General features: G+C 45.7%; 15 protein-coding genes. 3 read left to right on the plus strand and 12 right to left on the minus strand.

The annotated features are described in order from the left end of the window. The first annotated feature begins 74 nt into the window (after positions 1-74). Positions 75-2,606 carry a DUF5686 family protein gene (locus tag DYADSP32_RS05745; protein ID WP_414617548.1) on the plus strand — a complete coding sequence of 844 codons (2,532 nt, stop codon included), beginning with the start codon at positions 75-77 and terminating at the stop codon, positions 2,604-2,606. A 61-nt stretch (positions 2,607-2,667) separates the two neighbouring features. Here the strand turns inward: DYADSP32_RS05745 and DYADSP32_RS05750 are convergent, their stop codons facing one another. From DYADSP32_RS05750 to DYADSP32_RS05800, 11 genes are all read right to left on the minus strand, one after another. Further along, a complete protein-coding gene (locus tag DYADSP32_RS05750) occupies positions 2,668-2,787 on the minus strand; it encodes a DUF6597 domain-containing transcriptional factor (protein ID WP_414617549.1) in 120 nt (39 codons plus the stop codon). Positions 2,788-3,026: 239 nt separating this feature from the next. Continuing rightward, positions 3,027-3,785, minus strand: a complete 759-nt coding sequence (locus DYADSP32_RS05755; protein WP_149243611.1) for a LytR/AlgR family response regulator transcription factor — start codon at positions 3,783-3,785, stop codon at positions 3,027-3,029. Positions 3,786-3,795: 10 nt separating this feature from the next. Next, entirely contained in the window at positions 3,796-4,908 is a 1,113-nt protein-coding gene (locus tag DYADSP32_RS05760; RefSeq protein ID WP_414617550.1) for a sensor histidine kinase, read from the minus strand. Positions 4,909-4,922: 14 nt separating this feature from the next. Next, positions 4,923-6,323, minus strand: a complete 1,401-nt coding sequence (locus DYADSP32_RS05765; RefSeq protein WP_149243609.1) for an efflux transporter outer membrane subunit — start codon at positions 6,321-6,323, stop codon at positions 4,923-4,925. Between the two features lie 7 nt (positions 6,324-6,330). Beyond that, positions 6,331-9,477 carry an efflux RND transporter permease subunit gene (locus tag DYADSP32_RS05770; RefSeq protein WP_149243608.1) on the minus strand — a complete coding sequence of 1,049 codons (3,147 nt, stop codon included), beginning with the start codon at positions 9,475-9,477 and terminating at the stop codon, positions 6,331-6,333. A gap of 12 nt (positions 9,478-9,489) precedes the next feature. Further along, positions 9,490-10,623 carry an efflux RND transporter periplasmic adaptor subunit gene (locus tag DYADSP32_RS05775; RefSeq protein WP_149243607.1) on the minus strand — a complete coding sequence of 378 codons (1,134 nt, stop codon included), beginning with the start codon at positions 10,621-10,623 and terminating at the stop codon, positions 9,490-9,492. Between the two features lie 100 nt (positions 10,624-10,723). After that, positions 10,724-11,158 carry a DoxX family protein gene (locus DYADSP32_RS05780; RefSeq protein WP_149243606.1) on the minus strand — a complete coding sequence of 145 codons (435 nt, stop codon included), beginning with the start codon at positions 11,156-11,158 and terminating at the stop codon, positions 10,724-10,726. Positions 11,159-11,973: 815 nt separating this feature from the next. Next, positions 11,974-12,780 carry a polysaccharide deacetylase family protein gene (locus DYADSP32_RS05785; RefSeq protein WP_149243605.1) on the minus strand — a complete coding sequence of 269 codons (807 nt, stop codon included), beginning with the start codon at positions 12,778-12,780 and terminating at the stop codon, positions 11,974-11,976. Beyond that, complete coding sequence (locus DYADSP32_RS05790; RefSeq protein WP_149243604.1) at positions 12,762-13,499, minus strand: glycosyltransferase; 738 nt, start codon at positions 13,497-13,499, stop codon at positions 12,762-12,764. The genes DYADSP32_RS05785 and DYADSP32_RS05790 overlap by 19 nt, the downstream gene beginning before the upstream one ends. Continuing rightward, on the minus strand, positions 13,489-14,643 hold the full coding sequence (locus tag DYADSP32_RS05795; protein ID WP_149243603.1) for a glycosyltransferase 87 family protein: 1,155 nt from the start codon (positions 14,641-14,643) through the stop codon (positions 13,489-13,491). Before DYADSP32_RS05795 ends, DYADSP32_RS05790 begins: the two co-directional genes overlap by 11 nt. 22 nt (positions 14,644-14,665) lie before the next feature. Continuing rightward, positions 14,666-17,137: an outer membrane beta-barrel family protein gene (locus DYADSP32_RS05800; RefSeq protein WP_149243602.1), complete on the minus strand. Its 2,472-nt coding sequence runs from the start codon at positions 17,135-17,137 to the stop codon at positions 14,666-14,668. Positions 17,138-17,508: 371 nt separating this feature from the next. Between DYADSP32_RS05800 and DYADSP32_RS05805 the strand changes: the two genes are divergently transcribed. Together DYADSP32_RS05805 and DYADSP32_RS05810 are read left to right on the plus strand one after the other, a co-directional pair. After that, the gene (locus DYADSP32_RS05805) at positions 17,509-18,537 is read left to right on the plus strand and encodes a histidine kinase (RefSeq protein ID WP_149243601.1); all 1,029 of its coding nucleotides are present in this window, start codon (positions 17,509-17,511) and stop codon (positions 18,535-18,537) included. Between the two features lie 3 nt (positions 18,538-18,540). Beyond that, complete coding sequence (locus DYADSP32_RS05810) at positions 18,541-19,260, plus strand: LytR/AlgR family response regulator transcription factor (protein WP_149243600.1); 720 nt, start codon at positions 18,541-18,543, stop codon at positions 19,258-19,260. Positions 19,261-19,730: 470 nt separating this feature from the next. On the opposite strand, the gene DYADSP32_RS05815 is transcribed toward DYADSP32_RS05810, so the two are convergent. Next, positions 19,731-20,204: a hypothetical protein gene (locus DYADSP32_RS05815; RefSeq protein ID WP_149243599.1), complete on the minus strand. Its 474-nt coding sequence runs from the start codon at positions 20,202-20,204 to the stop codon at positions 19,731-19,733. Positions 20,205-20,563: the final 359 nt, after the last annotated feature.

Here is a 20,563-nt window from a genome sequence, read left to right on the forward strand (position 1 = left end):
GCCGGACTGCTCCCATCCACGCCGATCAAAGACTCTATAATCAAGCTACGTATACAAATTTAAGTAAACCGGGAATGGTGTCTAAGATTTTTAAAATAATTTATACGGGCCTCCTGTTACTCGCGACTCTGCCAGCCATAGCACAACAAGGCGCCATCCTTGTATCGGGCGTAGTGTTGGACAAAGACACCCGGGAGCCGCTTGCCTTCATTACGGTGCAGTTTGAAGGCATTGCCTCCGGAGGCACCGTTACGGACTCATTGGGCAGATTCCGTTTCCGGTCCCACCAGGCAGCTGGTAGCCTGAGGCTTTCCGCAGTTGGTTACCAGACAATAAACTTTCCTTTTAACAGCGCCACAGCCCTAAATCTAGCGATCTTCCTTTCTTCGGATCCCAACAGCCTCCAGGAGGTGACCATTAGCAGCAAACGCAAAAGGTATCGTAACAAAAATAATCCTGCTGTAGAGTTTATAAGGATGGTCATCGCCCGCAAAGACAGCAACAACGCCCGTACCACGGACGATTATGGATTTAAAAAGTACGAGAAACTCACTATGTCGCTGGCCCTGGCCAAGGACAAAGCATCCCAGTCCTGGATACTTCGCAAATACCCATTCCTGAAAACCGGGATGGATTCCTCAGGGATAGCGGGTAAATCCCTGGTACCGGTGTACCTGGACGAAAAAAGCACCTGGAATGCTGTTGAAAAACAGAAGGCAACCAAACCGATTTTTCTTGGCCAGAACCAGTCGCGCATCGACCAGTACCTGGATGAAGATGGCTTTGATGAATTCTTGGAAAAGATATATGGAGAGCCGGATCTCTATGATGTCGACATTACCTTAGGCAACCGACGCTTTCTGAGTCCGATTGCCCAAACGGCCCCCCTGTTTTACCAATATTACTTGCAGGATACGATCAAAAACGTCCAGCCTCACCTGATAAAGGTCAACGTGGTTCCCCGCAACAAGGAAGATGCGCTCCTCACAGGATTTCTTTACGTTACCCTGGACGGAAGTTATGCGGTAAAACGTGCAGATTTTACCATCAATGAAAAAGCAAACATCAATTGGCTCAATGATCTGAAACTATCTGTCGAGTACCGTACCGAAACTGCGGGTCGATATTACCTGAGCCGGAGTACGATGTCAATGCTACTTGGTGTATTCAAAGAAGGGATCGGTGTGTTTGGCCAAAAGACCTACATCAGCGATGGCTTTGTCCAAGGTGGGAATTATCCCTATGCCTTGGAAAGCCATGTAAAAAATGAAGGTGCAGCCGCCGGGGGGATAGACCGCCCCGAGCAACTCTCAGCCATCGATCAACAGGCACTCAACAATGTCGATAGCCTCAAAAATTCCAGATCTTTCCGTAAGTCGATGGCACTGAGCGCCTTTTTTATTTCCGGGTATGCGCCCCTGAGGACGTTCGAATTTGGGCCATTCTCCTCCTTTTATAGCTTTAACGCCGTAGAAGGTTCCAGGTTAAAAGTTGGCGCCCGAACATCCGGGCTGTTTAATCGAAGGGTAGTACTGGACGGATACCTTGCCTATGGAACCAGGGATCACCGAACAAAATATGGCCTGGGAATGACCGTATCCCTTACGGATAGCTCCATTTACCGGTTTCCTGTCCGAGCTGTATCAGTTCGTTATAACAGCGATATCCGTATACCCGGACAGGAGCTTAGCTTTCTGACGGAAGACAATATCCTGCTTTCTTTCCGAAGAGGGAGCAACAATAAGATGTGGTACAATCAAAAATTCCAGTTCGAATACCTTCACGAAACTACTGGTCACCTGGCCTTCAGGTTAGGATATCGCAACCAGAGAATCGCGCCCGCAGGTATCCTGGTCTTTGAGTCGGCCTCACAAAACAACACCCGTCAGAAAGTCGATCAACTCACAACGTCCGAAATCTATTCAGAGCTCAGATGGGCCCCACATGAGACCTTTTTCCAGGGCAAACGTTATCGCAGGCCGATCATCAATAGTTACCCGGTTTACACGCTCCGGGCGGCAGTCGGTATAAAGGGTCTTCTGGGAGGTCAATACAACTACCAGCGGTTTACAATAAACGTTTCCAAACGTTTTTTTCTCTCACAACTTGGGTTCTCCGATGTTACGGCAGAAGCGGGAATTGTTTTAGGATCATTGCCTTTTCCTTTACTGACGATCCACCGGGCCAACCAGTCCTATTCCAACCAACTACAGTCCTATAACCTGATGAACAATCTTGAATTTGTTAGCAACCGTTATGCAAGCCTACACATTCAACATTCTTTCAATGGATTTTTTTTCAATAAGATACCACTCATCAAAAAGCTGAAACTACGGGAAATGCTGACGGTTAAGCTGTTGTCCGGAACGCTGGATAAATCGAGCCTGCCGGGGTATAATTCACACTTAATGCTTTTGCCTTCGACTCCCGACGGAAACCGGCTCTCAGGAAGCCTGGGCCACATACCCTATATCGAGGGGGGGCTGGGGGTTTCCAATATATTCAAATTTTTAAGAGTGGATTTAGTCCGAAGGTTTACCTATTTAAAAAGCCGTTCCGACGTATCCGAATGGGGCATCAGAATGAAGCTGAACATTGACTTTTAATGTGCGTAAAACCAATGCATTATAGAACAACGCGTTACGTCTCCATAATGGAAAATTATCTCTATATGCCATCCGGAATGATCTTCTCAACCTGCGGCACTGAATCCTCGCTGTACATCATCCAGTAGCATTCAACTAAACCTTCCAGATCGGGATGTGGGCTAATTCTGGTAAATTCCATTTCAGATGTTTTGAAATAGTAAGATAGATAATTAGTATGGAACGATAACATAAGCTTTACTCTGCAGAATTCCATCCTCTTTCTCAATAATAACCATTCAGGTCATTGATCGTAACCTAAATCAGTCTGTTCATTGATACTTTATTGACGATCGATCCTTTTATCCCTCTTTCTCTACGTTTGGAAACTGCTTCGCCGCGGCAGTCAAAAAATCAAAGTAAAGGGATGTATATTAACATTTACCTATCCAGCCAGGCTTTAAAAACCGGAGCCTTTTCCCTGCTTACCAATATTTCTGTATCGAAGTCTCTTTTTAATATGATCCGAAGCTTTCCGTTCAACTCGTTTTGAATACTCTTGATACAATTTACATTAACGATAATCTGACGGTTGGCTCTGAAAAAGGTTTCGGGATCCAGCTCATCTTCCAAATCTTCGAGGCTTTGTGAAACGATTTCTACCGATCCATTTTTCAAAGTAATATGTGTAACCTTAAATTCAGAATATACTAAATCGATTTCTTCCACAGCGATGGCTTTATAACCATCAAAACTCGGGATAAGAAAGCGCCGTCGGTAAACCGTATTGCGCTCAATGAACACTTTCAGTAGCTCGGTCAGACCAGCATCTGGCTGAAAACCAGCAGACACCGGCTTAACTTTTAGCAGCGCCACAATCAGCTCCTGTTTTTCGATCGGTTTTAAAAGATAATCGATTCCACTGACTTTAAACGCTCGAACTGCATATTCATCATAGGCTGTTGTGAAAATTACCGGGCTTGATACACTTGTTTGTTCGAAAATCTCAAAGCACAGGCCATCTGCAAGACGGACATCCATTAGTATCACGTCGGGAGCTGCATGCGCATTGAGCCATTCCACGCTGGCACTGACTGTCTGCAGAACGGCGACTGTCTGATAGGATGGATTAATTTCTTCTACAATCCTTTGTATACGCGCTGCATTATGCTTTTCGTCTTCTATGACCAGTATCTTCATTTAAGCATTATTAAAAGTCTATCACAGGTAATACCACACTAAACTGATCCGAAGTTCTGATAATTTCAGGTAGCCCACCTGATAGCAGACGGTAGCGGTCTTCGATGTTTTGAAGTCCTAAACTCGTTGACGGCAAACTGTGCGCGATCAGCTGAACATTATTGGTCACTGTAATGCTGCTTTGATCGACAGAAAAGATGTGGATTATTAATGGCTTTTGCGCCGTAGCGATATTATGCTTGATTGCATTTTCAATCAGAAGCTGAATCGTAATGGGTGGTATGAATCCTTTCATTATGGTTTCTTCAAGATCAATATGGATCCGGACATTTTCGCCATGCCGGATTGCGATCAAAAACACATAAGCATTGACAAAGGTGATCTCATCTTTTACCGTCACCAGATCTTTTTTCAGATTCTGAATCATGTATCGGTATACCCGCGAGAGATTTTCCAGAAATAATGTAGCTGTCTGCGTATTTTCATTGATCAGTTCAGAGAGCGTACTGAAATTGTTAAACATAAAATGCGGATCCAGCTGCAATTTCAGCGACTGGAGTTCGGCCTGCATGGCAATTTCCTTAAATTCCAGTGATTTGATCCGAAGATCAGAGGCTTCGGACATGGATATTTTCCATCTTTCCAACAGAAAATAGCCCGTATGGACCGCGCTCACCATTACGGACACCAATAAGGTAACCATGAAAAATTGCCAGATTCCAAGTCGCTCCTGAGCCGAAAAATTTTTATCGCCATAAATCAATGTAAAAACAATATCTTGCAAATACAGCAGCGTTGCCACACATAAGATGATCAGAACCGTTTGCATCATAAACCGTATCAGGGAAGATTCCGACCAGGGAAATTTCTTTTCTAAGCTATATGCAATACCTGTGCTGGTTTCAATAATCGCCCAGCTTAAAGTTAGGTCCAAAAAAATCTCAACAAGGAGCTCTTTGCTTCCGCCTTTGATGGAGCATATCCAGAAAGCATTATCAGGATCCATCAGATACGAAAGCAAATAGATCAAAAGCATCACAACCGGGATGAGTATGAGTCTTAAACGCCGGTTATGCTTCGGGCTTTCTGCTTCCATGTGATGTTCTCTTTGTAAATTTATCATATAAAATAAGCCTCTCATTTCCACCCGCCACCCAGGGAACGGTAAAGCCCGATGATTGCTCCTGCTTTCTCACGCTGAAGCTCCGCCAGGTTTAAACGCGTTTGCAAGTACGTATTTTCTACCGTTAATACTTCAAGATAATTTACCATACCCGTCCGAAACAGTACAGCTGCTGTACCTACGCCTTCTTGTAAAGCCTGCTGCCTTCTTTCTGCTGCCAGAAACTGCTCATCAAGGCTCTGGTTTATGACCAATGCATCAGAGACTTCAGTATAACCTTGCAAAACCGCTTGTCGGAATGAGAGAACCGCCTTTTCTCTTTCAATGACCGCCTGTTCATAACGGGTTTTAAGACTACGCCGCTGAAAGACAGGCTGCGTTAAGCCACCGGCTACCGAGCCAAAAAGCGCTCCGGGAACGCTCAGCCAATTGGAAGCTTTAAACGAATTCAAACCACCGCTGGCCGTTATGCTCAGGGCCGGATACATTTGTGCCTGAGCAATTCCAACACGGGCATTCGCAGCCACAAGGGCAAGCTCCGCCGCATGCACATCCGGCCTGACAGCTAGCATCGACACATTGTAAGCGGCATCAGAAATATCCAAAATATCTTCTTGCTGAATGGGTTGACGAGTAATATGCTGTGCATACTTTCCGCACAGCAAACTCAGTGCATTTTCCTGCACCTTAATACTTTGCTCTATTTGAGCAGTCAGTTGTGCGGTTAATTCCAGCTGGGCCCCGGCCTGCCGTATGGATAGCAGATTGGCCTCTCCTACCTTGTACTGTGCGTTTGTGACAGCAAGTGTACTATCGCTAAGCTGCCTGCTTTGAACAGCAATCTCCAGCTGCCGGTCTAACATCAAAAGATTATAATAACCGTTCGCAACATCTGCAACCAACTGGGTTTGTACAGCCCTGCGGACTTCCTGCATCTGCAAAAGCATTGCAAGGGCTTCTTGTTTTTCTCTTCTGATCCTGCCCCAGATATCAATTTCCCAGCTTAGGCCTAATGACGCGCTGAAATCCTTTACACTCCGCGAGCCAATGAACTGTTCATTACCAATCCCGGCCAGACTGTTTGCGGAAGAAATATTCTGGTTAGCCGTAATCTGTGCATTCAGATCAGGCAGGTAATTAAGCCGTACCTTTTTTAGAACAGCCTGTGCCGATTCTATATTTTTAACCGCAATGCCCAGGTCATTGTTTTGCAAAATGGCTGTATCAATCAGCGCCTGTAAATTCACATCTTTGAAAAAAGACTTTACGTCAGGGACCTGGCTTAGCGTAGTGTCAGTACTGTGCGTAGTTCCAAACTGGTCTGGCAGTCCCAGCTGCGGCCGCTGATAATCTTTTCCAACGCGGCAGGCACTGATAATCAGCACCAATATGAGCAGAAAGAATTTTATTTTCATATCTAAATTATAAAGTATCTGGCTGCGTTTGTGGATCTGTCTTACCGCTTATTTTTTCCTGCATTTTTTGAAAAACCACAAACAGTACTGGTACAATTAAAACACCAAGCAATACACCTGAAAGCATACCACCAGCTGCACTCGTGCTGATGGAACGGTTCCCTACTGCCGACGGACCACTGGCAAACATTAGCGGGATCAGCCCTGCTACAAAAGCCATGGAAGTCATAAGAATCGGCCTCAACCTTTGTCTGGCTCCCTGCAAAGCTGCTGTGTGCAGTTCCACACCGGCATGTCTTGCTTTTAGGGCAAACTCAACGATCAGGATTGCATTTTTTGCAAGTAGCCCAACGAGCATGATCAGCCCAACCTGCACATAAATATTGTTGGTTATCCCCGCGGTACCGATTGCCAGATAAACCCCCAGAATTCCGGTCGGAATCGAGAAAATAACGGCGAGCGGCAAAATGTAGCTTTCATACTGGGCAGCCAGAAGAAAGTAAGTGAAGAGTATGCAAAGCCCGAAAATGAAAATCATCTGACTGCCCGATTTTTTCTCCTCACGGCTCAGTCCGCTCCATTCATATCCGTATCCTGCCGGCAGTTTTTCACGGATCAGCTTTTCGGCTGCCTCCATGGCCTGGCTCGTACTGAAACCTGCGGCAGGAAGTATATTGATGGTTATACTATTGAAAAGATTATAGCGGTTAACAACCTCGGGGCCATATACCTTCTTTAATTTCACCAGAGTGCCCACCGGAATCATAGCACCCGAATTACTTTTTACAAACACCTGATCGAGTGACTGTTCATCCATGCGGTACTGCCCTTCTGCTTTGATATTCACCCTGTAAAACTTACCGAACCTGACAAAGTCACTGGCTTGTGCGCCACCGTAAAAAAGTTGTAAAGTATTCATTACATCTTTTGGCGTAGTGCCAAGCTGATAGGTTTTATCTTCATCGACCAGTACTTCATACTGTGGAAAATCACTTCTGAATGTAGTGAACGCAGAGGAGACAGCAGGTTGCTTATTCAGCGCTTCAATCAGTGCATTGGCTGTCTGGCTGAATTTGTCCAGCTTCCCGCCAGCCCGGTCCTGCAAAACCAGCTCCGCGCCGCTCACGCTACCAAATCCTTCCACGGGTGGTGAACGGAAAAGACTAAGCTCTCCTTCCTTTACATTTGTCAACCGCTCGTTCATCGCTTCGATCACCTGGTCCATATCCTGAATTTCGCCTCTTTCTTCACTGGGTTTCAAACGGATAAATCCAAGTGCATACGATGGACCTGAACTGTTGCTGAGCAGATTAAATCCTGAAATACTCGAAACCATCTCTACTTCGGGCATTTTACCCAAAGCCTTGTCAATTTTAGAGATGACCGCTGTGGTAAATTTCAGGTTGTTTCCTGCCGGAAGTGCGAGAGCATAGGTGATAAAGCGGTCGTCCTCGTTTGGAACAAATTCTTTTGGCGCGCTGGCCATCATCCAGAATGCAAGGCCACTGACCAAAGCCAGTCCGATCAAACTGAGCGGCCATTTTGAAATTAAAAACCGGACGCTGTGAATGTACTTACCGGTCAGACTGCCGAAACCTGCATTGAAAGAGGTGAAAAAACGCTGTTTAAATCCTTTATCCGCATCTGCGTCTTCGTGCCCGTTTTTCAGAAATAGCGCGCACAGCGCCGGGCTCAGCGTCAGCGCATTTAAGGCAGAAATCAAAATCGCTATCGCCAGGGTAAAGGCAAATTGTTTATAAAATATCCCCGCAGGACCATCCATGAACCCGATGGGCAGAAACACAGCCGACATGACCAAAGTAATCGAAACCACTGCACCCGTGATTTCCTGCATGGCAGAAATCGTCGCCTGTTTAGCGGTAAGTTTAGTTCCCTTCATTTTGGCATGAACCGCTTCGACCACCACAATGGCATCATCGACCACAATGCCTATGGCAAGTACCAGCGCAAAAAGCGTCAGCACATTGATAGTAAAGCCGATGATCTGCAAAAAGAAAAATGTACCCAGAATGGCTACCGGAACGGCAATGGCAGGAATAAGCGTTGAGCGAAAATTCTGTAAGAATATAAACACGACGATAAATACCAGGATGAACGCTTCAAGGAGTGTTTTCTTTACCTGGTCAATTGATTGATCGAGCCGCTCCTTAACGCTCTGGATGATATGATATTCCACGCCTTTCGGAAACGATTTGCTTAGTTCAGCCAGACTGTTACGGACCTGAATTTCGATCTCGTTCGCATTCGATCCGCTGGTTTGCTGAATCGCCAGTGTCACAGCCGGAAAACCGTCCTGCTTGTTATCGCTGTCGTAAAAAGCGGCACCAAATTCTATTTTGGCCACATCGCGTAGCCTGAGCATGGCTCCGTCCGCTTTTGCTTTGATGACAATCCGTTCAAATTCCTGCGGTTCACTTAATTTTCCCTTATACTTGATGACATACTGCATCGGCGCATCGGATTCTTCGCCGAGTTTGCCAGGCGAAGCTTCCAGGCTGCTGTTGTCAATAGCCTGTTGTACATCGCCAGGTACCAGATTATTGACGGTTAATTTCTGTGGATCCAGCCAGATACGCATGGCATAATCTTTGGATCCAAAAATCTGCACGTTCCCAATACCCGGAATGCGTTTCAGACCGGGTAGCAGATTAATCTTTGCATAGTTTTGCAGAAAAATTTCATCGTATCTGGATGAATCGCGGCTCATCAAATTGAAAAACATGATGTTGCTATTCTGCTGCTTACTGGTAGTGATCCCGGCCCGGACTACCTCTGCCGGAATCTGGCTGTTGACCTGAGCGACGCGGTTCTGTACATTTACAGCTGCCTGGTCCGGATTGATGCCCAGACGAAATACGATCTGAATCGAAAAAGATCCGTCACTACCTGCTGTTGAACTCATGTACTGCATGTTTTCCACCCCGTTGATGGCCTCCTCCAAAGGCGTAATCACCGACCGGGTCACACTTTCACTATTCCCGCCAGGATAAGAACCCGAAACAAAAACCGTGGGCGGTGCAATATCCGGAAACTGCGTGATAGGGAGCCTGCTAATACTAACAATACCTAAAAGAACGAGAACAATTGAAATCACCGTCGCCAGTACGGGCCGGTTAATGATATTTTTAAGCATGGTATTCTTGATTTACTTTTCAGGCTCGATCTGTTCGCCTTCGATGATCATGGCTGCTTCCCTGGCTACGATGCGGTCTGCTGCACATAGGCCTTCAGATCCTTCGACTTTTTTAACCAGGTAATAATCTCCGCTTTTTCCGGAAACGGTAAATGCTACGCGTTCTGTGTAGTTTTTGTCAGTGAGCCGGTATGCGAATATTTTGTCCTGCATGTCCACAGTTGCACGTGCAGGAACCAGCAATACATGTTCCTGAACCTGCCCAAGTATAACACGTCCTGTGTTTCCGGAGCGAAGTATATATCTTGGGTTTTTAAACATCGCTCTTAGACTGATCGCGCCTGTACTACTGTCAAACTGACCATCGACCATCTGTATTTCCCCGGTCAGGCCGTAAGCCTTACCGTCAGCCAGCTGCAGGGAAACAGGCGGTAGAACGGCCAGGATTTGTGGCAGCGTTTTGTTTGGATATCGCTGATTAAAAGTCAGAAAGTCTTTTTCAGTCATCGAAAAATAGGCATATACTTCGCCGATATCGGTCAATGTTGTCATAGGCGAGACATCCGTCTTGGATACCAGATTTCCCACCCGCTTTGGAATTCTGCCTATAAAACCACTCACAGGTGCTTTAATGAGTGTAAAGTCCAGATTTATTTTTGCCGACTGAACCGACGCGTCATGCAAAGCTACATTGGCCTGGGCCGCTTCATAGGCCGCATTGGCTGTTTTTAACTGAAAATCAGAAGTAACACCGCTCCTGCTGAGCTCTGAGAACTTTTCCACCTCCAGTGCTGCGCTTTTCAAAGCCGCGTTGGCTGCACCCAGATTCGCTTTTGCCAGGTTCAGCTGCTGTAAATAGGGCGCATCCACGATCTTAAATAATGACTGCCCGGCTCTAACCTGCGCACCTTCTTCGACAAATATCTTCTCAATATACCCGTCGGCCTGCGAACGGATATCCACATTAACCCTGCCCTCTATACGTGCAGGAAAATCAGACGTTACAGTCACATTGCTATCCCTTAAAGTAATTACCGGTAATTTTTTCAGCGGCTGTGTTTGTTCTTTTGTTTCTCCTTTCGTACCACAGCTCCAAAGCGTTGCAAGAAGAACTGCACAGTAGAGCAGATTATTAATCAAGTTCATAATGTTGTATTTGTTTCTTTAAAAGCCGGCTAAATAATATTGGATCGGGCATCGTATTACAGGCATTAAGCTCCGGATCTGTACACACTAAAATCGGAACTTATAGATTGGAAACCGTAGTTGATTTCTTTTGGATTAATCCGTCTAAACTATATTCACCAGGTCCCAGAATCAGAATGGCTACATAACCTATCAGGAATGCGGTGGCAAGTTCATGTTCTCCGATCAGCTCCCAGTTGTGCACCGAAAGAATGACCAGCACCGTGAAAATTAAAGGGATGACTGCCAAACGGGTACCCAGTCCGATGATGATTAAAATAGAGCAGAAGAATTCGGCAAAAATCGCAAGGCCTAATGATACTTCCATGCCTAGCCCCATAAAATCGACAAAGTCAGTTTTGAACTCTTGAAAGTGCATCAGCTTTGCATAGCCATGGTTGGGTATCATCAAGATTCCAAATCCTATTCTGAGCAATAGTGCTGCCACATTATAAGACAGAGGTGAGGAAATATTTGTAATTTTATTTGTGTTCATAAATCAAAAATTGTATCAAATTTTAAAGGTTAAATGTCCTCTATTTGAGTTATCAGGACCAAAAATAAGACATTCAATGGACAGGCTTTCGGCTTTTTGACCTAAACGGAGTAATCAGACTCCCAACCGTAGCAGTAGAAAACCGAATCGTCAAACAGATAGAGATTCTGATACGGCATTGACCGAAAAGATACCTTCACTTGTGATGGACACAATCTTACTCCGCGGATCAAGTGGGCATTCAGTGGCAAGCCGAGCATCTTGGTTGTGACCACTTCTACGGACACACCCGTCAATGTCCTAACGGGAACTTTATCAGTGAATTGGTAAGAAATAGCAAGGGCAGGGCGCAGCTAAGCGTAGATTCGGATTTTATTCCAAATGTTAAACTAAAACGATTTGCCAGACGGAATTTCAGAGGTAGCAGAGCGGATTGAATTCTTTCATTTTAAAGGAAACGACTGTCAAACAAACAGGAATAAAAGACCCCGATCGGCAAGCAGTTTAAAGAATGACATCGAAGTGACGATTATTTGTGTTGTGTAAGATTTTAATATCACTACCATTTGTAACCCGATCACGTCTTTGGTTATATTCAGTCATCCAAACGAAATTACGGAATTCAAAGATCCAGACCAGTTGCTGCCATCATTTCTGTAAAAGCCGGCTTTTCATTTTATTAGGACTTTTGATCATAACGTAGAAATTTACAAGCCCGGAACCCATTCGGATTGACTGCTCCCTAATGATTCAAACGTGCATTTTCAACAGGCTCCTGTTGAGTTGATGAGCTTTCATTGTGGTCGATCTGCACTTTAATGTACTGCACGGTTGCTGGCTTCCCATTCGTCGCAGAAAGAATTACAGGTTACAAAATCCACATTCTGCCCTTTCAGTTTTAAGATGAAATTTTCAAATTTTGTTGTCAGCTTTTGAGAGTCGGGGCATTTTACATAAGGGGGTAGTTTGTAACTGCTCAGATCTGCAAACTCCCATGGATGGAAATATAGCGTCAAATTGCCTCGCTTTTTTAACGTGACCCAGCTTAGCCATAGATAGATGCTTAGCGGCAGGTTTTTAAAAGACAGCCAAAACAATGGGAGGCGCAACCAGGGGGTAGTGGAGCATGGCAACTCTATGAGTCCCTCCATCACATGCGGATCGGCAGACTGGCCGAGCATGTTATAGCGGCCGGGCAACCAAGTCGGATTGATAGACGAATCGTAACGAAACCCCCACTTTTGTAGCAGGGATTTGTCTACTGGTTTTAGACGGGGCATACGGAATCCATGGACGACTTGTCCGGTAACTGCCTCAAGAATTCTACGCGAGTGAATGATGTCGCTCTCACGGAATGTCCGGGCGTGTGAATGAAAGAGTGCATGTGAGGCAATTTCGTGCTTTTGGGAGAGGTGACGGATCAAGGCGGGGTGCTTGTCGGCAAAATTGCCAGTCACAAAGAAGGTCGCCGGAATGTTGTGCTGGTTTAGTACCTGGAGTACGCCTTCCAAACCTAGCAGGGTGACCTGCATTTGATCCGCCTCAGGTATGTTCTGGTTGAATTCTTCCGGAATATCGAACTCCTCGAGATCGAAGGTAAGCATTACGAATGCGGCTTGCATAGTCTAATGGGGATGATTATTTTCATAAAACTTGCCGCTTCCCGCAGCAGGACTTTGAGGCTGAAATCAGTAAAGATCACCGAAGGCTTGACTGACACATCCAGCCCATGTATTTTGACTCCCTTTTGCAGCAGACTCAGGATCAGTTCTATTTCAAAAATAAATGTGTTGGTCCGGGTGGCAAGCAGTTGTGGCAATATCTCTCTGCGAAAGCCTTTAATACCAGCTTGCGAGTCGGTTATGTTTTTGCCCAGGAAAAATCTGTTCAGCACCTGCAGAACTTTGGAGACAAGCCTTCTTTTCAGCGGAAGCATTTCGAAATAGTCCTTCCCACGGTTACCGTATACAAAGGCGCAATGGGGATTGTCGTGAAAAATTCTAACCATTTCGACAATGGGATCGGTTCCGAAGGGAAAATCGATGTCCGTATACACGATTATTTCGCCCCTGGCCATGGCAGCCCCTTTCCGAATGGCAGACCCCTTGCCTTCGTTAATCACACTGTCCAGCAGCATAAGGTTCGGGATGCCGTTCAGGGAAGGGATATTCATTAGGCTCAGATTAGCGGAGCCGTCGTTGGAGACGATATATTCAATCGGAGTACCGGGTAGTTTTCTTTCGAGTTCACAAATAGCTTCTTGAAGTGTCTGCCACCAGCCTGGAAGCGGGTTGTAGCACGGCAGCACAATGCTGATGCCCTGCCTAGTTTCAGTTTTCATGTTGATGAAGCAGTAATTGTAGTTGTAAAACCATCCATACCAGCATGCATGGGATGACTTTGATCAGATAAGGTTCGAAAAAGTTTTGGCGCAGCGCAGGCGGATAAATGTCTGTTGGCGCGAGAATGCAGAACACAAATACCAGCACGATCAATATTTTCGACCAGGGCGCAAGTTGCTTGCGGTTGACGATATGAAATAACACTACCCCGGGAATGGCGATCACATAGGTGGGCGACTCGGCTGCATGGTTGAACAAAATCACCCAAAGCGAAGCATAGGCCAGTAGAAGTATTCTCTGCCGAAGCGTACGGTATTGATTACGAAACAGACACAGTAGCCAGGTAATGCCAAACAGTACTACTCCCGCCAACTGAACTTTGGTGACGCCGCTCTGTGAGAAAGACGGCCACCATACTTTTAGCAGACCCATGATGGAAAATCCGTAGTTCACTGCATGGTCGGCAACCAGAATACCATACCAGGCTTTGTAAACCTCCACGAAATGATCTACGCCCGTGACTGGCAACGGCAAAAGTGCCAGTACCAACGCCCACAGCACCGAGTAGGTGATATATTGTTCTTTTCGCGGGTAAAACAGGAACATTCCCGCGTAAATCAGACCATAACCTTTGATGCAGAATGCCAGCAGCGGGAATAGCGCTGCCCAGCGTGTCTTTCCATTTTCCAGCAGGGAAAACGTGAAAAGGCCCGCCGCGACGATCAGCGGGTTCGTTTGCTGGCCATGGAGTGAAGTCACTAGTTCGAAAAGAATAAACCACCAGAAGAACACCTTGTCGGAGTAACGGAGCGGCAGACTGTGGATCGCATAGAAGAGCGCCAGGGCGCAAAAGATCAGCCAGAGCACCAGGCTGACTGGCAAAGGGAGCAAAGAAAAAGATGCGAAAAAAATACAAAAAGATGGGTTGTAGAGGAACAGGTCGAAGTACTCGCTTGGGTATTCCAGATAAAGGTTCTGGTGCGTGGCAAGGTGCCCCAGCGCCGCTCTGAAAATCTGGAAATTATTGTACTTCGATGGCCCTCCTGCATAATGCTGGATAGCAATAATCACGCTCAAAAGTAGGTATATACCCAAAATTATTTTTGGACGCGATAGGGAATCGGAAACTTTTCTGGTCAACATGGATTTACAGATAATTCAAAAACTAAAATTTCCTTCCGGGCATAGTTCCTTTGTGATCTGGCCGTTCTTGCTTGATGGCTGGTTGATCTTCATGCCTGCCTGTGGTGCGGAAGCTGCCGAACCGCCAGCTGAATGTCAACGTCAATGAGCGGTTGTAATACCGGTTGGCGCTGTTACTTTGAAAGCTCGGGGCAGTGGCAAGGCTTTTTTGCAGAAAGTTGCTGCGCAGAAAATTATTAACCCCCAGTGTAAGGCTTGCTTTTTTATCCAGGAGCTCTTTTTGGACAGAGAAGCTATAAGAATAGTCTGCCGAATTTCTTCCCTGCAGGGTTACATAGCCATTACTGTAGCCTCCGGACAACTGGATGGCGTATCCCCGGGGGAATATGTGCGAACTATTTAGTGTATACGCATAAAAGGTAGCATCATTTTTAACGTTGAGCGCCCTGCTGGAAAACCATACGTGATAAAATTCAACGCCCGTCCTCATTGTCCAGCTGTTATTGATCTGCACATACAAATTTATATTGGCGCCCAGGCGCTTATTCGACGCGATATTTTGCGAGGTCGTGTAGGAGACGCCAAGACTATCTACCCGGCTCAGTTGTTCAATCGCATTACTGTTGGCGTTGCCATAAATGCTGCTGTTCAGCGCCAGACCGGACGGAGCGTTGTAGGAGTGTCCTAGTTCCAGCATCCGGGTGATTTCCGGCCTTAACCGGGGATTTCCGGCCGAAATGTTGCGGGGATCGCTGGCATTAACATAAGGGTTTAAGTCCCATATCCAGGGGCGCCGGATTCGCTCGATATAGTTTAGCTTAAAATCGTGTTGATCATTAAGTTTTCTGGTAATAAGCATGTTGGGGACAAAGTTGCCGAATGTCGCCTCAAAGGAAGGGGAGGGCCCTGCGAAACTGCCGCCAAGGTACGTGCTCTCGTAACGGAGTCCGGGTCGGAATCCCCAGCCGCCCGGCGTTTCCAGTTTGATGCTAAGGTAGGCTGCCAGGGTATTTTGAAAGTAGTCCATGCGGTCAGAGCGGAATGGCACCTCCTGCAGCGGGCCGCCCGGATTATTTTGGTTATTCAGTACAGTGAAAGCGCTGTTTGATTCATTCCTTGCGAAACGCAAGCCGGTTTCTATCATTTGCTTGCCTGATTCACTGAGGGGGTGCCCGTAATCAACCTGTAAGCTCAGGTCATGACCCGAGCCTTTGTTGGGACTTTGCTCTCTGAAATAGGGTGCCCCGTCAAGGCGGAACTGTTCGGTCACATAACCGGATTTGTCATCGGAGCGGCTGTAATTGCCGACCAGCTGTAGATTCTGTCCTGACTGTTTGAATTTTTTCTCATAGTTGAGCGAAAAATCTGCCCATCCGAAATTTCCATCCTGGTAACTTTTCTGGTTATACTCCGTTCTTTCAACCCCACTGGTATACAAGTTGTACAGGCTGGCCCGTTGTGGCCACTGCCCTTTCCAATAGGAGATCCCGAGTCCCACCTTTTGCGAGGAATCCGGCGTGAATTCAACATCTAAATCGCCATATATACCCTTATCCTTTTGAATAGCATCTGAGCGCTGGATCAGCTCACCCATTTTGACACCGTTGACTAATGATGACCGTTCCAGCTTAGAGACGTTACGCTGACGTTCCTGGCTGCCATTTAAGGTAAGTCCGAAAGCAAATTTACCACGGGATAGGTTTACGGCGCTGTTCACGGATTGCTCCAGGTTGCCGCCACTCAGGTCAATACTGCCATTGGTCCCTTTGATTTTCTTTTCGGTAACAATATTGATGACCCCTGCAGCCCCTTCTGCCTCATATTTTGCGGAAGGCGAAGTGATCACTTCGACCGATTCGATCGTACTGGCAGGAATCATCTTAAGCGCTTCCTTGAGGTTTTTTGCCAAAATCCCCGATGGCATACCATTCAGCAAAACCTTGATGTTGGAATTTCCCCTCATTTTTACTTCTCCGTCAGCACCCACGGTGACCATGGGTGCTTTCCGGAGCACATCGGTAGCAGATCCGCCTTTATTGCCATTGTCCGAGGAGGCATTATACACCAGTTTGTCCCCCTTATTTACTATAAGTGCCTTTTGACCGGTGATCGTGATTTCGCCTAACGTGCTGACCTCAGCCTTTAAGTGAATAGTTCCCAGGTCAATTACCCTGCTTGCCCCGACAGCGAAGGTGGGCGACTGGTAGGATTTGTAGCCTAAATAGGACAGGACAAGTGCATAGTTGCCCCTGCCCTCGGTAAATAATTCAAATGCCCCTTTTTCGGAAGTCAGTGAAGTGCCTATAATCGAACCATTCTCTGACTGTAAGATAACGGTCACCAAATCCATTGGATTGTTAGAGGAAGAATCCGCCACGCTTCCCTTAATTATAAAGCCATTATCTATCGCAGTATTCTGGCCAAAACAGCCAGTCGCAGCGGTTAAAAGCCATATGAAGGATACATACCATAGGTATCTTCTGTTGTTAAACATTTCTCAGGATTTATTCTATAATTCTCAAAGAAAACTGTTTCATAACAGGGCCTAAAATATAAATGAGCAACGCCGTGGTTTTGATGACAAACTTTGTTAGTCATCAAAACCACGGGCGCGATGTGACGATTTTTAATGGTACCCTCGTAGGATGAGCACTATAAAAATAAGGAGACAGGGAAATCAATTTTGGCCGCGACACATTTGCATGCAAATGACTAACAGAATTGGTCATGAACGGTATTTTTGGCTGCGGGTGGAAATGAAATGAGCAACCCGCAAAATTTGGTGACTAACAGCGTTTGTCATCTATTGTTGCCAGATCGGGGAAAAAAGCAGAATTTTGAGCGTTCGATGCAAAAGCCAGTTATATGTCAGAGAGAAGGAAATGGTATTTAAGCGTGTATGTGCAGGAAGCCGGATTCTTCGTTGCCATGTTCATTCTGACAATGCTGCACGAATGGATAGAAGTAGATACTGTAATTGGATTTTTAAAAGGGTTGGCTTTTTTTCTCATCCTTTATCTTCAGGCTCAATTGCATCGGTTCTTTATACTTCCTCTGATGCTTAAAAAGCAGTATGACATATACACGGTCGTTAGCATCCTTACAACATCGGCTGGGGCCTTACTGCTTTATGCTGCCAACTACTTTTGGCTTGCTCCTGCTTATTATTTCGAGGACGGTTTTGTTATTTCGTTTACTTACCATTTTGTTATTTGTACGATTAGTACCATTACCATTATGTCATTTTCATTGGCCCGGCAATATTCCATAGCTGTGCAGAACCGGTACCATGACCAGCTACTGCTTAGTGAAATGAATATCAAGTTCCTGCATGCTCAGTTGAATCCGCATTTCTTTTTCAATATGTTCAATAACCTCTACGGGGTTAGCCTGACCGAACCGGCCAGGGTCCCTGCGCTTATCCTACAACTGTCCGGGCTAATGAGGTATCAATTAGAAAATGGTACAAAACCAACAGTAAGTATCCAGCAGGAAATCGAATTCGTCCACAATTACATTGTTATGGAAAAGGAGCGGGTTGGCAATAGGTGTGCCATATCCTTTAACTGTCCCACCGAAAGTTCATTATTAAGTAGTTATCAAATCGCGCCGTTGATTCTGATTACACTGGTAGAAAATGCATTCAAGCATAGCCTGACCGTTACGACAACTTGGTTTATAAATATTACTATTGAGGTGAAAGATCACAGGCTGATACTCGATATACAGAATTCGCTACCAGACTTATCTTTTAAACGGGATTCCACAGGAATTGGCCTGAAAAACATTAAGCAGCGCCTGGAGCTCTTGTACAACGGGCAGTATAGTTTTCGTACCGCGGCTAGCGAAGACAGCTATCGGACAACCTTGATATTGCAGTTAAAGAATTTTTGAACTATGGAGCCATTACGTTGTATCATCGTTGACGATGAGGAGGGTGCACATCGGGTAATTGCGCACTACCTTCATGACATTTCATTCCTGACCCTCTGCGGTTCATTCTATAACGCGCTTCAGGCAATGGATCACTGTTACAATAATCCCGTAGATGTTATTTTTTTGGATATCAACATGCCAGGGCTTTCCGGGATGGAAATGTTGGCTGCAATGTCTAATCCGCCTTTGGTTGTATTGACCACCGCACACAGTCAATATGCTCTTGATAGCTACAAGTACCAGGTAGTGGATTACCTTGTGAAACCAATAGAGCTGCCTAGGTTTATGGCGGCTGTTGATAAGGTACTCACTCGGTACAGGCCTGTCAGTCCGGCGGGTCCTGGAGCCGGCGGACGGACGATCGCATCGGAATTTTTAATGTTGAAGGTGGACGGGAATATCGTCAGGATAGAGCTGGAGCAAATACTCTATGTCCAAAGCTGGGGCAATTACGTTCGGATCCATACAACCGAAGCAACTTACTTAAGTCCTATGACTACAACGGAAATTGAGAACAAGCTGGATAAGGCCAGGTTCATGCGCATTCATAAATCCTATATCGTCGCTTTAACAAAAATACAGAAGATTTCAGGCGCAGAGGCGCAACTAGGTAAGGGCGTCAGTTTGCCGATAGGGAACACCTACCGCAGGGAACTGCTAGAAGTATTTCGAATAGCCTAAATCCGGTAACGCAAGATATTGTAGATTTAGAGGATAAATTCAGGATCAAGACCAATTGTTGTGGAGCGATTTGGATTAACCATACAACTGAGTTAGACGATACTGGAAGAATTCAACATCTCTGACGCCCCAAAACTGACTTCTAAACGCTTTCATATTGGCGTTTGAAGATTCCGCAGAAGAATTGGTGGATCCATCGTGTTAGCGATACCTAAAAATAGGATCTGTTGCTTGCAGCTCTGTTTCTGTAACAGCTGCCCAGTCTGCTTTGGCAAGTTACCCTGGTCGTAAGACATACCGATGCATCTTAATCGAGCTCCGCCAGAGAAATGGCTAGGTTTTCAGAAGCTGAGTGAGCCGACCCTGATAAGCCTGCAGGTAATCTTGTTTTGTTGTTTCGTCCAGGAAAGATGCAAAGATTAACTGCTCGACTTGCTGGCGTACCGGCAAAGCGCTTGCCTTCGCATAGGTTATCTCTTAAATTTCGTCGGCACTAACGCCACGTTTATGCTTAGAAAAGGGGATAATTTTCTTTGAATCTTAGCTACAAGATCATTGCGCGAAGCATAAATCTTTTGCTGGCGCGTATTTATATCTGCTTGTATACCTCCTTTCACACCAACAAAAAGCATACGATGGACTTGACGTTCATAGCCAAATCCCGAACGAAGATTCACTATGTTGGTTTGGAAGTTTCCAATATATGGGGAGGCATTCGATGAGAATAAAACATTTGCATTGAATTCAGTCAGCAATGACAACCAGGATTCATTTTCAAACTGCTTGCGCAGCGCTATTTTGCTTGGAAAAATCAGGTCTAATTCCAAACGCGGTTTTATTCTTCGATAATACGTAACCAATGGGAGTACCGGCGTCGGGCTGCTTGGGTCAATGAAAGCAATTAGCCCGATCCCGAGTCGCTCGTCCAGCCCGACTTTTATCATGTTGGTCACCATAACCATACCCGACAATGCACACACATGATTACCAAATCAATCCTGTTACGTACGGTTTATTGAATAATGAATCGAGCCATATAAGTTGTGCGGAGAATCCAAAAATATGGGATTCCAGCTCCCGCTTCTTGAGGTTAACATTGTTTTCTACATTTACCGCTACACAGGACCCGTTATAGGATAGGTTTTAAAAGAGATAGTATCGCTTACGCATTAATAATGGAACGTTTGCTGACATGCGAAGATTTTTAATTTCCTAACCCGTCCTTGCTCAACGCTTCTTTTCTCCTGAGTGGTGTTGTAGCTGCCGGCACCATGCCAGTCATACTCGATGTTGATGGGGCGCG

It is taken from the genome of Dyadobacter sp. 32, from assembly GCF_902506755.1.
Lineage (GTDB): Bacteria > Bacteroidota > Bacteroidia > Cytophagales > Spirosomataceae > Dyadobacter.

Coding starts and splice junctions, on each gene's coding strand:
- DYADSP32_RS05745 (WP_414617548.1), top strand. CDS start 75: ATGGTGTCTAAGATTTTTAAAATAATTTATACGGGCCTCCTGTTACTC.
- DYADSP32_RS05750 (WP_414617549.1), bottom strand. CDS start 2,787: ATGGAATTTACCAGAATTAGCCCACATCCCGATCTGGAAGGTTTAGTT.
- DYADSP32_RS05755 (WP_149243611.1), bottom strand. CDS start 3,785: ATGAAGATACTGGTCATAGAAGACGAAAAGCATAATGCAGCGCGTATA.
- DYADSP32_RS05760 (WP_414617550.1), bottom strand. CDS start 4,908: ATGATAAATTTACAAAGAGAACATCACATGGAAGCAGAAAGCCCGAAG.
- DYADSP32_RS05765 (WP_149243609.1), bottom strand. CDS start 6,323: ATGAAAATAAAATTCTTTCTGCTCATATTGGTGCTGATTATCAGTGCC.
- DYADSP32_RS05770 (WP_149243608.1), bottom strand. CDS start 9,477: ATGCTTAAAAATATCATTAACCGGCCCGTACTGGCGACGGTGATTTCA.
- DYADSP32_RS05775 (WP_149243607.1), bottom strand. CDS start 10,623: ATGAACTTGATTAATAATCTGCTCTACTGTGCAGTTCTTCTTGCAACG.
- DYADSP32_RS05780 (WP_149243606.1), bottom strand. CDS start 11,158: ATGAACACAAATAAAATTACAAATATTTCCTCACCTCTGTCTTATAAT.
- DYADSP32_RS05785 (WP_149243605.1), bottom strand. CDS start 12,780: ATGCAAGCCGCATTCGTAATGCTTACCTTCGATCTCGAGGAGTTCGAT.
- DYADSP32_RS05790 (WP_149243604.1), bottom strand. CDS start 13,499: ATGAAAACTGAAACTAGGCAGGGCATCAGCATTGTGCTGCCGTGCTAC.
- DYADSP32_RS05795 (WP_149243603.1), bottom strand. CDS start 14,643: ATGTTGACCAGAAAAGTTTCCGATTCCCTATCGCGTCCAAAAATAATT.
- DYADSP32_RS05800 (WP_149243602.1), bottom strand. CDS start 17,137: ATGTTTAACAACAGAAGATACCTATGGTATGTATCCTTCATATGGCTT.
- DYADSP32_RS05805 (WP_149243601.1), top strand. CDS start 17,509: ATGTCAGAGAGAAGGAAATGGTATTTAAGCGTGTATGTGCAGGAAGCC.
- DYADSP32_RS05810 (WP_149243600.1), top strand. CDS start 18,541: ATGGAGCCATTACGTTGTATCATCGTTGACGATGAGGAGGGTGCACAT.
- DYADSP32_RS05815 (WP_149243599.1), bottom strand. CDS start 20,204: ATGATAAAAGTCGGGCTGGACGAGCGACTCGGGATCGGGCTAATTGCT.